This is a genomic window from Mycobacterium sp. IDUB_3, from assembly GCF_055419585.1.
In genome coordinates, this window is sequence record NZ_JBVAXZ010000003.1 from 19,519 (window position 1) to 32,320 (window position 12,802).

The 12,802-nt window shown below is 67.0% G+C and carries 11 protein-coding genes and 1 pseudogene; 7 read left to right on the top strand and 5 right to left on the bottom strand.

The window, feature by feature from the left end; all coding sequences use genetic code 11:
* Positions 1-23: 23 nt before the first annotated feature.
* Positions 24-707, bottom strand: a complete 684-nt coding sequence (locus tag ACZYVJ_RS25075) for a PAS and ANTAR domain-containing protein (RefSeq protein ID WP_463833907.1) — start codon at positions 705-707, stop codon at positions 24-26.
* 111 nt (positions 708-818) lie between these two features.
* Positions 819-1,268, bottom strand: coding sequence for an Hsp20/alpha crystallin family protein (locus ACZYVJ_RS25080; protein WP_463833909.1), 450 nt, complete (start codon positions 1,266-1,268; stop codon positions 819-821).
* Between the two features lie 141 nt (positions 1,269-1,409).
* On the opposite strand from ACZYVJ_RS25080, the gene ACZYVJ_RS25085 reads away from it, so the two are divergent.
* Together ACZYVJ_RS25085 and ACZYVJ_RS25090 are read left to right on the top strand one after the other, a co-directional pair.
* On the top strand, positions 1,410-1,775 hold the full coding sequence (locus ACZYVJ_RS25085; RefSeq protein WP_463833911.1) for a MerR family transcriptional regulator: 366 nt from the start codon (positions 1,410-1,412) through the stop codon (positions 1,773-1,775).
* 65 nt (positions 1,776-1,840) lie between these two features.
* Positions 1,841-2,377, top strand: coding sequence for a DUF1360 domain-containing protein (locus ACZYVJ_RS25090; RefSeq protein ID WP_463833913.1), 537 nt, complete (start codon positions 1,841-1,843; stop codon positions 2,375-2,377).
* 20 nt (positions 2,378-2,397) lie between these two features.
* On the opposite strand, the gene ACZYVJ_RS25095 is transcribed toward ACZYVJ_RS25090, so the two are convergent.
* A complete protein-coding gene (locus tag ACZYVJ_RS25095) occupies positions 2,398-3,708 on the bottom strand; it encodes an NAD(P)/FAD-dependent oxidoreductase (RefSeq protein WP_463833914.1) in 1,311 nt (436 codons plus the stop codon).
* A gap of 82 nt (positions 3,709-3,790) precedes the next feature.
* On the opposite strand from ACZYVJ_RS25095, the pseudogene ACZYVJ_RS25100 reads away from it, so the two are divergent.
* Positions 3,791-4,221 (top strand): annotated as a pseudogene (locus ACZYVJ_RS25100) (ANTAR domain-containing protein).
* On the opposite strand, the gene ACZYVJ_RS25105 reads toward ACZYVJ_RS25100, so the two are convergent.
* On the bottom strand, positions 4,222-5,376 hold the full coding sequence (locus ACZYVJ_RS25105) for an NAD(P)/FAD-dependent oxidoreductase (RefSeq protein WP_463833915.1): 1,155 nt from the start codon (positions 5,374-5,376) through the stop codon (positions 4,222-4,224). It abuts the pseudogene before it with no gap.
* Positions 5,377-5,465: 89 nt separating this feature from the next.
* Here ACZYVJ_RS25105 and ACZYVJ_RS25110 point away from each other — a divergent pair, with 89 nt between their 5' ends.
* The 4 genes from ACZYVJ_RS25110 to ACZYVJ_RS25125 all read left to right on the top strand — a co-directional run bounded on the left by ACZYVJ_RS25110 (position 5,466) and on the right by ACZYVJ_RS25125 (position 11,688).
* A complete protein-coding gene (locus ACZYVJ_RS25110; protein ID WP_463833916.1) occupies positions 5,466-6,647 on the top strand; it encodes a zinc-dependent alcohol dehydrogenase in 1,182 nt (393 codons plus the stop codon).
* Positions 6,648-6,739: 92 nt separating this feature from the next.
* Positions 6,740-8,890 (top strand): glycogen debranching protein GlgX, encoded by a 2,151-nt coding sequence (gene glgX, locus ACZYVJ_RS25115; RefSeq protein WP_463833917.1) that lies wholly within the window; start codon positions 6,740-6,742, stop codon positions 8,888-8,890.
* Between the two features lie 181 nt (positions 8,891-9,071).
* Positions 9,072-10,826 carry a diguanylate cyclase domain-containing protein gene (locus tag ACZYVJ_RS25120; RefSeq protein ID WP_463833918.1) on the top strand — a complete coding sequence of 585 codons (1,755 nt, stop codon included), beginning with the start codon at positions 9,072-9,074 and terminating at the stop codon, positions 10,824-10,826.
* A 94-nt stretch (positions 10,827-10,920) separates the two neighbouring features.
* Positions 10,921-11,688, top strand: a complete 768-nt coding sequence (locus tag ACZYVJ_RS25125; RefSeq protein ID WP_463834047.1) for an SDR family oxidoreductase — start codon at positions 10,921-10,923, stop codon at positions 11,686-11,688.
* Here the strand turns inward: ACZYVJ_RS25125 and ACZYVJ_RS25130 are convergent.
* Positions 11,685-12,656, bottom strand: a complete 972-nt coding sequence (locus ACZYVJ_RS25130; RefSeq protein ID WP_463833920.1) for an aldo/keto reductase — start codon at positions 12,654-12,656, stop codon at positions 11,685-11,687. The genes ACZYVJ_RS25125 and ACZYVJ_RS25130 overlap by 4 nt on opposite strands.
* Positions 12,657-12,802: the final 146 nt, after the last annotated feature.

The window sequence follows — 12,802 nt, forward strand, 5'->3', positions numbered from 1 at the left end:
AAAGGCTCTGGCCTGCAGGCGGTTTACTCGTGACCGTTGGTGGAGCGGACGCGCTGGTGCGCGGTCAGCATCAGGTGGTCGAATTCGGACTGCGTGTTCAGCGGGAGGCCGGCGCGGCGGAAGTCCTCGGTGATCTGCTCGGCCAGCGGACGCAGCTTGATATTCGCTTCCTGGGACAGCCACTTGAGCAACTCGAAGGCAGCGCGCTCGCCGATGCCGTAGATCAGCATCAGCATGCCCTTGGCTTGTTCGATGCCGGCCCGGTTCTCGCTGATCTCAGCGAGTTTCGCGCTCATCTCGTCTTCGCGCATGCGTTCGCGGGGTTCGGAGACGTCGATGTAGAAGCCGTGCGTTCCGATCACGTCGCCATCGTCGTCGAAGATCCGGTCACCCACGACGACGACGTGGTGCACATCCCCGCACGTGTCGACGATCCGATGGCGCATGCTGAAAGCCTGGCGCGTATCGAGGATTTGGTCGATGGTGGCTGCCACCTGTCCGCGGTCGTCGGGATGCTTGTGTGACAGCACCAGTTCGGTGGTCGGGGTGACGGTGCCGGGCTCATACCCGTGCATCCGTTGCACCTGATCCGACCATTCCCAGCGCTGGTCGGCGAAGTAGAACCGAAACCAGCCCGCCGGTTGCGCGGCGCCGCCGGCCAACGCCTGTTCGACGTTGGCGGTCTGGCCGTCGAGTTCCCATTTCATGGTGTGTCCGGTCTCCGTCGCCCCAGTCGCCTGGGGCCGGCGGCGGGCGGCGGTGGGGGAGTCGGCACGCCGGTGCGTGCCGGTGGGGCCGCCGCCCGGCCCGCCGGTCGGTCAGGCGTTGATGACCTCGTGCTGCCCCGCGCTGTCCCGGACGGCCCGGGGCGTGTCACCGCGGCCGACGGTGATCTTGCGCGGCTTGGCCTTCTCGGCCACCGGAACGTGCAGGCGCAGAACGCCTTCGGCATACGAGGCCTCGATCTTGTCGGTATCGAGGTTCTCGCCGAGCACCAGCTGGCGGCTGAACACGCCGCGCGGCCGCTCGGTGGCCAGCATCTCGCGGTTGGGATCGACGGCCGGTCGTTCGGCGCGCACCGTCACCACGTTGCGCTCGATGTCGATGTCCAGCGAGTCGGCATCGATGCCGGGCAGGTCGAACTCGACGACGAACTTCTCGCCTTCGCGCCAGGCGTCCATGGGCATCACTGCCGGCCGGGCGGCGGTACCGAGGACCTGGTGGGCGAAGCGATCGAGCTCACGGAACGGATCTGAACGCATCAGCATGGTGGTCACCTCTCACTCCAATCTAGGCGGTGGGTCGGCAATTTCCTATGTCTAATGACATAGATTTGATATAGCACTATCGACAGAATGACGCAAGTGTGCTAAACAGATTTTCTGAACAGGTAGCTAAGGGGAGGCGCGATGGTCGACTACCGCGGAAACACGGATACTCCGGCATCCGACCATGGGGTGTATGGCATCTCGGTGGCCGCCGAATTGTCCGGGATCGCGGTTCAATCGTTGCGGCTCTACGAACGGTACGGCTTGATCACGCCGTCGCGCAGTCAAGGCGGCACCCGCCGGTACAGCGCCGACGATCTGGCCAGAATCAAGCGCATCAGTGCGCTGGTCGACTCCGGGGTCAACCTGGCCGGCGTCGCACGCATCCTCGATCTCGAAGACCACAACGCCACACTGTCAGCGGCCAACACCGACCTGCGGTCCACCAACCGCAATTTGCGAGAAGCCGCGAAAGCGGCCCAGCCCGTCGACCCGGGCATCCTGTAGAGCCCATCGCGGATTGCAACGGCCGACGTCGGGTACCCGTGCGGCTATGCGTTCAAGGAGAAGCCATGGGTGAGCTGACGGAAACCGGTGCTCAGGTCGTCGACGGGGCTCGCCAGGAAGCGGATGCCTACCGAGGCGACAACGCCCGCCCGCTGGGCGGCTACCTGGCGGTCATGGCGGTCTATGGCGCGGTCGTGGTCGTCGCGGTGCTGGCCGCGCTGGTCAGCGGGCGCAGACTGCCGGCCCGGTGGCGGGTCCAAGACCTGCTGCTGCTCACCCTGGGTACCCACAAGCTTTCGCGCACCCTGACCAAGGACGCGGTGACCAGCCCGCTGCGGGCGCCCTTCACGCATTACAAGGGCACGGGCGGACCCGCGGAAGTCCAGGAAGAGGTGCGCGAGCAGAGCCAGCTCCGGCACAGCCTGGGGGAGCTGCTGACCTGCCCATTCTGCTTGGACATGTGGGTCGCCACGGGGTTTGCCATCGGCCTGGTGTTCGCGCCCCGGTTCACCCGGCTGATCGCGGGCGTGTTCAGCGCGCTGGCCGGCGCGGACTTTCTGCAGCTCGCCTACGCCATGGCGCAGCAGAAGGCCGAAGGCTGAGATCCCCCGAATCGGCTACGTCAGCTCGTCTTCGGCATCGGAATGCCCTCGCTGGCGGTAAATTGCGCGTCGTCCTCGGAGGTCAACCCGATCGAGACGACCGAGCGGGTGAACAGCGCGTCGGTCAGGTAGGCCAGCGACACCGCCCACCGGTTGACGCCGCGCGGGATCGCGTACAGGTGGTAGGACCGGGTGACGGCCTTGGCGGGCAACCCGGACAAATGGATGTTGAGCGGGTTGGCCACCGCGTAGCGCGGTCCGAGGTCGACCACCAGGCCGAGATTGCGGTGCTTGTATTCCTTGCCGCTTCCGTAGCCGAGGCTGGCCGCGACGTTGCGGGCCAGCGCCTTGCCCTGCCGGGTCGCGTGCTGGGCGGTCGGCGGTGTGACCTTTCCCGGCTGGGTCAGATCGGGAACGGCGGCCGCGTCACCGGCGGCGAACACCTCTGGGTGATCGGGCACCTGCAGGTCGGCCTGCACTGTGAGCCGGCCTTTTTCGGTCGGTAGCCCGAGGTTCTGGATCAACGGGGCGCCCGTCACTCCGGTCACCCACGCGATGGTGCGCGTCTCTATGCGCGAATCGTCGCTGAGCACAACGTGATCGGCGTGTGCTTCTTTGAGTGTGATGCCGAGCCGGACGTCGATACCGCGCTTGCGCAGCACCTTGAGTGCGGCGTCACCCAGCTTCTTTCCCACCTCGGGCATCACCTGGTCGGCCAGGTCCAGCAGCAGGAACCGCACCTCGGCGGGATTGAAGCCCATCTGTTTGGCCGCCGCGTCGGCAAGTGCCCGCAGCTGCGCCACCAGCTCGGTGCCCGAATACGACGCGCCAACCACCACGACGGTGCGCCGGGCCGCGGCCACCCGCGGGTCGTCCTCGATGTTGGCCAGCTCCAGCTGTTCCACGAAATGGTCTCGCAAGTAGAGGGCCTCGGCAGTGGTCTTCAAGCCGCGGGCGTGTCTGGCGAGTCCCGGGACATCGAACAACCGGGTCACCGAGCCTGGCGTAAGCACCAGCCGATCCCAGGACATGGAATGGCTGCGCTCCTCGGGATCGCAAAAGGTCAGCGTGCGTTCGTCGAAGTCCACGCCGTCCACCCGGCCGCGCACGGCGCGGACGCCCTTGAGCGAATTAGCCAGGGGGACAGCGACAAAGCGGGCATCGACGACGCCGCCCGCGACGTCGGGTAACAGTGGCGTGTACAGCATGTAGTCGACGGGCGAGATCATCGTGATGTCGACGGGCGCATGATGTCGGCGCATAATTCGGGCCAGCCGACGGGCGCAGGTGAATCCGGTAAAGCCGCTTCCCACGATCACAATGGAGGTCACTGCCCCGAGTGTAGGCGGCCTTCGAGGGTGGGCTGTGACCGTCATCCCGGATTCGTGGTATCGGCCTCCGGGGGTGATGTTTATGCGAGATGGCAGCGTCACCATCGTCAATCAGCTAGTGGAGCTGGTTTCGAACCTTGAGCGGGAGAACACCGACACCGCGACTGGGCTGCACGAGCTGATCGACAACGGCGTCGACCACGTGACCGGCTATCGGTACGCCGGGATCACCCTGGCCGAGAAGAGCAGGTCGGTCAGCAGCGTGGTCGATGTTGCGCCGGCAGGACCAATTCCGCAGCGCCCTGGCGTCGCGCGACATCATCGGTCAGGCCAAGGGCGTGCTCATGGAGCGCTTCAATCCCGATGCCGTCGAGCGTTCGGGCTGCTCAGGTGCCTCTCGCAAAAGTCCAACACCAGGCTGGTGGAATCGCGGCCGCCCTCATCGACGGCGAACATCCGCTCAAGAGATCGCCGGCGCTGAATATGGCCGTCGGCGGGCAGTTTTCGCGCTAGTCAGTTCATCGGAACCGGTGCGGGCCGACCTTCGGCGATGAGCCGCTCGCCGAGGTCGTAATCGTCGTCGGCGTTGTAGGTAAGGACGCCAACGACGGCGTTCTTCGACTCGTACCACACGGTGAAGCTGTCGCCATGGTCGAGCATCCGGCTGCGTTCGTATCCGTCGCCCCACGCGTGGTACTTCAGCGTCGCATCCCCGATGCTGGTCCAAAAGCCCGGCACCGCATTCCATTTCGATCGATGGCCCGACACACCGGCTCCGGCGACCGCCCCCTGGTCGGTCGCATCCTGCCAATGTTCGGTGGCCACGTGTCGTCCGGCGATTTCGTGGTGGGCCAGCGCGACGTCACCTGCGGCGTACACGCCGGAAACCGCGGTGGCCATATCGGAGCCCACCACGACGCGTGACTCACGGACTTCCAGGCCGGCCTCGGCGGCGATCCGGCTCTGTGGCGCGACACCGGTGGCCGCGAGCACCAGGTCGCAGTCGATGGTCACGCCGTTGTCCAGGCGCACACCCGCGTCGGTGATCTCCTGCACCGTAACCCCACCGACGTGTCGCGCGCCCGCGTCGCACACCAGATCGCGCAACCGTGCGGCGGCCTCGCCGCCGAGCCGCTTTTCCTGCGGAAGTTCTGACGGCGCAACGATAGTCACCGGTATCCCGCGCCTGGCCAGCGATGCCGCCGCTTCACAACCGATGAACCCCGAGCCGATCACCACCGCCGACGAGGCAGTTTCGGCCGCGGCACGCAACGTGTTGGCGTCGGCCAGGGAGCGCAACAGCAGCGCGCGTTTCCCGCCGGGGAACGGCGGTGTAGCCGGTGCCGCGCCGCAGGCCAGGATCAGTCTGTCGTAGCCGTACCGCTGACCACCGGCCACGACTTCGCGTTCGGCGAGGTCCAGCCGCTCGACGCGCGCCCCGCCAACGAGTTCGATCGCCAGCTCACCGAACCACCGCGCGGGGCGCAGCTCGACGTCGTCGGTTTCGCCGCGCAGGAACTCCTTGCTCAGGGGTGGTCGGGCGTAGGGCGGGTCGATGTCAGCGCTGATGATCTGTAGCGGTGTGTCGGCATCGTGTTCACGAAACGACTCGGCCGCGGCGACTCCGGCTGGGCCACTGCCCACGATGATCACTCCCGGTGGGGTCATCCCGAGGTGATACCCGTACTTCGAGGACTCACACGGCCTTTCCTGGCGCCGCCGTTTCGGTCGGTGGGAGACGGGTATGTGCCACCCACATGAAGGCTGTTACCTGGCACGGCAAGCGCGATGTACGGGTGGATTCGGTGCCCGATCCGAAGATCGAGCAGCCCACCGATGCCATCATCGAGGTCACCTCGACCAATATCTGCGGATCCGACCTGCACCTCTACGAGATTCTCGGGGCTTTCATGAAGCCGGGGGACATTCTCGGGCACGAACCGATGGGCATCGTGCGCGATGTCGGCACGGAGACGGGCGACCTGCGGATAGGGGACCGGGTCGTCATCCCGTTCCAAATCTCTTGCGGCAGTTGCCACATGTGTGGTCAGCAGCTCTACACCCAATGTGAGACCACCCAGGTGCGCGACCAGGGCATGGGCGCGGCGTTGTTCGGCTATTCGGAACTCTACGGCGAGGTCCCCGGCGGGCAAGCCGAGCTCTTGCGTGTCCCGCAGGCGCAGTTTACTCACATCAAAGTCCCTGTGGGGCCGCCAGATTCGCGGTTCGTCTACCTCTCGGACGTGCTGCCCACAGCGTGGCAGGCGGTTGACTACGCCAACATCCCGGACGGTGGCTCGGTGACCGTGCTGGGGCTGGGTCCGATCGGGGACATGGCCGCGCGGATCGCCGATCACCTGGGCTACCGTGTTATCGCCGTGGACCTGGTGCCCGAGCGGCTGGGCCGCGCGGCGAAACGCGGTATCCACACCGTCGATTTGGGGCGGTTGGACTCCTCTCTCGGTGACGCGATCCGCGACCTGACCGACGGCCGCGGCACCGACTCCGTCATCGATGCGGTGGGAATGGAGGCGCACGGGTCGCCGGCTGCCAAGCTGGCGCAACAGGTCGTCGGGGTTCTGCCGGATGTGCTCGGCAAGCGGCTGATGCAAACTGCCGGCGTGGACCGTCTCAGTGCGTTCTATTCGGCCATCGACATCGTGCGGCGCGGCGGAACGATTTCGTTGATCGGCGTGTACGGGGGAATGGCAGACCCGCTGCCGATGCTCACCCTTTTCGACAAGCAACTGACGCTGCGGATGGGTCAGGCCAACGTCAAGCGCTGGGTCGACGACATCATGCCGCTGCTGACCGACGACGACCCGCTCGGGGTCGACGACTTCGCCACTCACGTGCTGCCGTTGGACCAGGCCCCGCACGCCTACGAGATCTTCCAGAAGAAGCAGGACGGTGCGGTGAAGGTCATACTCAAGCCGTGATTGACTATGCCGCAAGGGTTTACGTCCACCGCCGCCGGCTCGGGAGCCCGACCGCAGTTTGACGGCTGTGTAAGCAGGGTATGAAATGCGCCATGACCGCCGCAGACGCTCTCGCTCCCACGCCCACCGGAGAGGTGTGGCCGGGTAGGGCCTACCCGCTGGGTGCGACGTACGACGGCGCGGGCACCAATTTCGCCGTGTTCAGCGAGGTTGCCGAGCGGGTAGAGCTGTGCCTGTTCGACGCCGAGGGCGCCGAGAGCCGCATCACCCTGCCGGAGGTCGACGGCTTCATCTGGCACGCGTACATCCCCAACATCGAGCCGGGGCAGCGCTACGGCTACCGGGTGCACGGACCGTACGAACCGGCCGCGGGACAGCGATGCAACCCGAACAAGCTGCTGGTGGACCCTTATTCGAAGGCCATCGACGGATCGTTCGAATGGAACCAATCGCTGTTCAGCTACAACTTCGGCGACCCCGACAGCCGCAACGACGACGACTCGGCGGCCAGCATGCCCAAGTCGGTGGTGATCAACCCCTACTTCGACTGGGGCAACGACCGGCCGCCGGACCACCACTACGCCGACACGGTGATCTACGAGGCCCACGTCAAGGGCCTGACCCAGACCCACCCCGACATCCCCGAGCAGCTGCGCGGCACCTACGGCGCGGTGGCGCACCCGGTGATCATCGATCACCTCAAAAGTCTCGGCATCACGGCCATCGAATTGATGCCGGTGCACCACTTCGCCAACGATTCCACGCTGGTCGACAAGGGGCTCTCTAACTACTGGGGCTACAACACGATCGGGTTCTTTGCGCCCGACTTCAAGTACTCGAGCGCCACCACGCCGGGCGGGCAGGTCCAGGAGTTCAAGGCCATGGTGCGCTCGCTGCACGAAGCCGGCATCGAGGTCATCCTCGACGTGGTCTACAACCACACGGCGGAGGGCAACCACCTGGGCCCGACCCTGTCGATGCGCGGCATCGACAACGCCGCGTACTACCGGCTGGTCGATGACGACAAGCGGTACTACATGGACTACACCGGCACGGGCAACAGCCTCAACGTCGGGCATCCGCATGCGCTGCAGCTGATCATGGACTCGCTGCGCTACTGGGTGACCGAGATGCACGTCGACGGCTTCCGCTTCGACCTGGCCTCGACGCTGGCCCGTGAGTTCTACGACGTCGACCGGCTGGCGACGTTTTTTGAACTCGTGCAACAGGATCCGACGGTCAGCCAGGTCAAGCTCATCGCCGAACCATGGGACGTCGGGCCGGGCGGGTATCAGGTGGGCAATTTCCCGCCGCAGTGGACCGAGTGGAACGGGAAGTACCGCGACACCGTCCGCGACTTCTGGCGCGGCGAGCCGGCCACCCTCGACGAGTTCGCCTACCGGCTCTCCGGATCGGCGGATCTCTATGAGCACACCGCGCGCCGGCCGGTGGCGTCGATCAACTTCGTCATCGCCCACGACGGGTTCACGCTGCGTGACCTGGTGTCCTACAACGAAAAGCACAACGAGGCCAACGGCGAGGACAACAACGACGGCGAAAGCCACAACCGGTCGTGGAACTGCGGCGCGGAGGGGCCCACCGACGACGAGCAGGTCAATGCGCTGCGCGCCCGCCAGCAGCGCAACTTCCTGACCACGCTGCTGTTGTCCCAGGGTGTGCCGATGATCTGTCACGGCGACGAGCTCGGGCGCACCCAGAACGGCAACAACAACGGCTATTGCCAGGACAACGAGCTCACCTGGATCGACTGGGACCACGCCGATGCCGGACTACTGGACTTCACCAGGACGGTGTCGGCGCTGCGGGCCGAGCATCCGGTGTTCCGCAGGCGCCGGTTCTTCTCCGGAAAGCCGGTGGGCCGGCGCGGGCAGGACGGCCTGCCCGACATTTCCTGGTTCACTCCGGAAGGCACCGAGATGACCGACGAGGACTGGGGCGCCAGCTTCGCCAAGTCCGTCGCGGTGTTCCTCAATGGCCACGGCATCCCCGACCGCGACGCGCGCGGCCAGCGGGTGCTGGACGACTCGTTCCTGTTGTGCTTCAACGCTCACCACGAGTCGATCGAATTCACCCTGCCGCCAAAGGAATTCGGTGCCGCCTGGCAGGTTATGCTGTACACCGGGCCCGAAGAGACGACACCCGCCGACGAAGTGCCCGGCGGGGGCGGGCTTAACGTGGAAGCGCACACCGCGGTGGTGCTGCGCGCCCTTCCCTCGGACTAGTCCTTTCGCGACACCCCATAGTCGCGTCCCGTGGCTGCATCCCCCGTTTTTGCGGATCGAGCGGATTCCTCGCGCCGAATAGGCGACATCGGTTAACTTTTTGCGCACAGTATTGTTGCCGGGTTGATGCGCCGATGCCGCGCACCGCGCCCCGACCGCCGGGGAAGGACAGGGACAACCGATGGACAGGCCCGGCCCCGGCGCGAGCCTGGAATCGGCGATGGACCGCTCGGGGCGGACCGCCGCGGTGGTGGTGCTCGTCCTCGCCGCGGTGACCTGGGTCGGCTGGGCGACCGGGGTCGACGGGCTGACGCGGATCTTCCCGAGTTGGCCACCGATGACGCCGTGGACAGCCCTGTGGCTGGCCGCGTTGGGCGCCGGGTTATTGGCGCAGTCGGGCCACCCGACGCCCACCCGTGTCTGGATCGGGCGTGCCCTGGCTGTCCTGGTGGGCGTCATGGCCGTCATCATCCTGCTCGAATACACGCCCGTAGGGTCGCTCGGCGTCGACCAGGTGCTGTTCGGGGAAGCGGTGCGCGGGAAACAGACGTCATGGCCGGGGCGCCCGAGCCCGCAGACGGCGGCGCCGGTCCTGTTGCTGGCCGCCGCGGTGGCGCTCATCCGGGTGGACCGCGGGACGCGGGTGCTCTGGCCCGCGTGCCTGGCGGGCAGTGGGGCAATCCCGTTCGTCACGCTCGGGGCCTACCTGTTCGACGCGTTGGCGCTCGTGGGCGTCTCGCCCTCGACCGGCCAGGCACTCTCGACGGCGTCGGCTCTGCTGTTGCTGATTGCGGCGGCGTCGCTGGCGCGCCCCGATCGGTCTCCGATCGCGTGGTTGCTCGCCCGCCCCGATCGGCGGTCGCTGGTGCGATTGGCCGGTATCCTTGCCGGGTTTCCACTGGTGGTAGCCCTGGCGAGGCCAATTTTCCTGCAGCTCGGCCTCGGCCAGCATGCCGAGTGGACGTTCTCGATACTGTTTGGGACCGCGGTCGTGGGCGTGGTCACGTTCTATTTCAGCCAGCGAGAGCAGCAGCTGCTGATCGCGAAGGAACTGGCCAGCGCCCAGCGCGCCGAGGCCGAGATGCGCTATCGCATTCTCGCCGACAACGCCGTCGACATCATCGTTCACCTCCGCGATGGCGAGGTGGTGTGGATTTCGCCATCTGCCGAAGCTGCGTTGGGCGGCCCGCTCGAGCGATGGACCCGCTCGGGTCTCGCCCGTCGCATCCACCCCGAGGATCGCGACAAACTCGTCGCCGCCGTGCGCAGGATCGTTGGCGGCGAACAGGTTCTGCAACGGTTCCGGGTGTGTTCGGTCGACGGCGATTACCACTGGGTCGACGGTCACGGAAAGCCTTACACCGACGCACAGGGCAACACCGATGGGCTCATCGCGGCGCTGCGCGTGGTCGACGATCAGGTCGAGGCGGAACAGCGCCTCGAACGGTTGGCGCGGTTCGACACCCTGACCGGGCTGGTGAATCGGGCCGAGGCGCTCAGCCGGCTCGAGTGCGCGCTGGACGAACCGCAACCCGTCGGCACCCACGTCGGCGTCCTGTTCTGCGACGTCGACCACTTCAAGGCGATCAACGACACGTGGGGGCACGGCATGGGGGACTTCGTGCTCGCGACGCTGGCCGCACGGATCCGGGCGAGCGTTCGCCGCGGGGACACGGTGGGACGGACGGGCGGCGACGAAATGCTGGTGTTGTTGCCCGGCGTCCGCAGCAGCGCCGAGCTCGCTCAGATCGCCGAGAAGATCCGCTCGCGCGTCGCCGAGCCGATCCACTTGTCCGGAAACACGATTCGCGCGACCTTGAGCATCGGCGCCACGCTTGCGCGCTTCGCCGAGTCGGTCGACACCGTCACGGCGCGAGCGGACGAGGCCATGTACCGAGCCAAGTCGGGCGAGCGCAATACCGTCGTTCCGAATTAAAGCGGCCTAGTGATCACCACGCGACGCATCGCATCCGGTAGGTTTTTCGCGACAGCGTCTTGCGTTACAAGAGAGGGCGAAAATGTCAAGGACAGTGGTGGTCGGCGCCTCGAGCGGGTTGGGGCGCTGCATAGGTGTCGGTCTTGCGCACCGCGGCGATCAGGTCGCGCTTCTCGCCCGGCGTCGTGAGCGCATCGAGGCCGCGGCCAAGGATGCCGGCGCGAACGCCATCGCGATCGAATGCGATGTCACCGACCAGGCGTCCTGCCGCTCGGCCATCGACCGTGCCGCCGAGGGGCTCGGCGGCATCGACAACATCGTCTACACACCCGCCGTCGGGCCGCTGGTCCGCATGGTGGACACCGACGCCGAGACGTGGCGGCGCATCTTCGACACCAACGTCATCGGCGCGTCGTTGGTGACGGCCGCGGCGGTGCCGTACTTGACCGCATCGGCCGGCAAGGCGGTGTTTCTGTCCTCCGACGCCGGCACCTTCGGGCCGCCGTGGCCGGGGCTGGGCGCGTACGGCGTCAGCAAGGCCGCCCTGGAACGGCTCGTCGAAGCGTGGCGGGCCGAACATTCCGACATCGGTTTCACCAACCTGATCGTCGGGGAGTGCGCGGGCGGTGAAGGCGACGGCCAGACCGGCATGAACGAGGGCTGGGACATGGACCTCGCGATGAAGGCGGTCCCGCTGTGGTCGTCGCGCGGCTGCATGCCCGGCAAGCTGATGCCCGTCGAGGACCTCATCGACGTCGTCCACACCATCCTGCGCACCAACGCCTCGACGTCGATGCCGCTGGTGGTGGCCCGCGGTGCGCCAGCCAGCCCCGCGGCGTTCGCCGAGGCCAACCAGTCTTAACGACGGCCGAGCTTCTCCTTGGCCAGGTCGGTGAGGAAGCGCGCCGCGGACGTGGGCCGGAAGGCCAGGGCCGCCTCGGTGAGCGCGTCACGCGATGCGGTGGGCAGTTCGATGTCGGCGGCGGCGACGTTGAACTCGAGCTGCTCGACGCTGGACGCGCCCGGGATTGCGACCACGGCCGGGTAGCTGATCAGCCAGGCCAGCGCCACCTGTGCCGGCTTGGCGTTGACGTCCTTCGCGACGTCGCGCAACAGCTGCAGCAGCGGCTCGACGCGACGCAGGTTTTCGGTGCCGAACAGCGAGTTCACCGCGCGGACGCCGCCCGGACGGTTGTCGACGCCGTATTTGCCACCCAGCAGCCCCTGTTCCAGCGGGCTGTAGGCGATCACGATGCGATTCTCCCGCTCGGCGAACGGCACCAGGTTCTTCAGCGCCTTCGGGTAGGCGAGCGAGAAGTGCACCTGGTTGCTGATCACCGGCCGGCCGAGCGCGGCGTCGGCCTTCTGCCACCGCTGCAGCGAATAGTTCGAGACGCCGGCCGCGCCGATCTTGCCGCTGTCGAGCAGGTCGCGCATGCCCGGCATGATCACCGAATCGGGGAACACCGGGTTGGGCTGGTGAATCTGGTACAGCGGGATGCGGTCCAGGCCCAGCCGCTGCGCGCTGGCACGGGCGCGCTGCTTGACCACGGCGGGGAAGGGCGCGACCGGCATGATCTTGCTGGCCACCGCGACGTCGGCGCGCTCGTCGCCCAGGGCCTCGCCCAGGATCCGTTCGCTCTTGCCCAGCCCGTAGACCTCGGCGGTGTCGAACAGCGTCACCCCGAGGGCGCGGGCGCGGCGCACGATGTCGCCCGCGGCGCCGGCGGCGTAGCTGTCCCCGTAACCCCACTCGCGTGAACCGAACTGCCAGGTGCCCAGGCCGATTCGGCTGACCCGGCCGACCCCGTCGACGTCGACAAACTTCATGCGCCCAGCCTAGTGGCGATCGCAAGCGCGACGGGGCCGGGCGCAGCGGGTCGCCACGCATGTGCCCTAGTGGCGATCGCAAGCGCGGCGGGGCCGGGCGCAGCGGGTCGCCACGCATGTGCCCTAGTGGCGATCGCAAGCGCGGC

Bases quoted from the DNA above. Each gene is read 5' to 3' on its own strand.
- ACZYVJ_RS25085 (WP_463833911.1), top strand. From the start codon at position 1,410: ATGGTCGACTACCGCGGAAACACGGATACTCCGGCATCCGACCATGGG.
- ACZYVJ_RS25080 (WP_463833909.1), bottom strand. From the start codon at position 1,268: ATGCTGATGCGTTCAGATCCGTTCCGTGAGCTCGATCGCTTCGCCCAC.
- ACZYVJ_RS25105 (WP_463833915.1), bottom strand. From the start codon at position 5,376: ATGACCCCACCGGGAGTGATCATCGTGGGCAGTGGCCCAGCCGGAGTC.
- ACZYVJ_RS25120 (WP_463833918.1), top strand. From the start codon at position 9,072: ATGGACAGGCCCGGCCCCGGCGCGAGCCTGGAATCGGCGATGGACCGC.
- ACZYVJ_RS25075 (WP_463833907.1), bottom strand. From the start codon at position 707: ATGAAATGGGAACTCGACGGCCAGACCGCCAACGTCGAACAGGCGTTG.
- glgX (WP_463833917.1), top strand. From the start codon at position 6,740: ATGACCGCCGCAGACGCTCTCGCTCCCACGCCCACCGGAGAGGTGTGG.
- ACZYVJ_RS25130 (WP_463833920.1), bottom strand. From the start codon at position 12,656: ATGAAGTTTGTCGACGTCGACGGGGTCGGCCGGGTCAGCCGAATCGGC.
- ACZYVJ_RS25110 (WP_463833916.1), top strand. From the start codon at position 5,466: ATGAAGGCTGTTACCTGGCACGGCAAGCGCGATGTACGGGTGGATTCG.
- ACZYVJ_RS25090 (WP_463833913.1), top strand. From the start codon at position 1,841: ATGGGTGAGCTGACGGAAACCGGTGCTCAGGTCGTCGACGGGGCTCGC.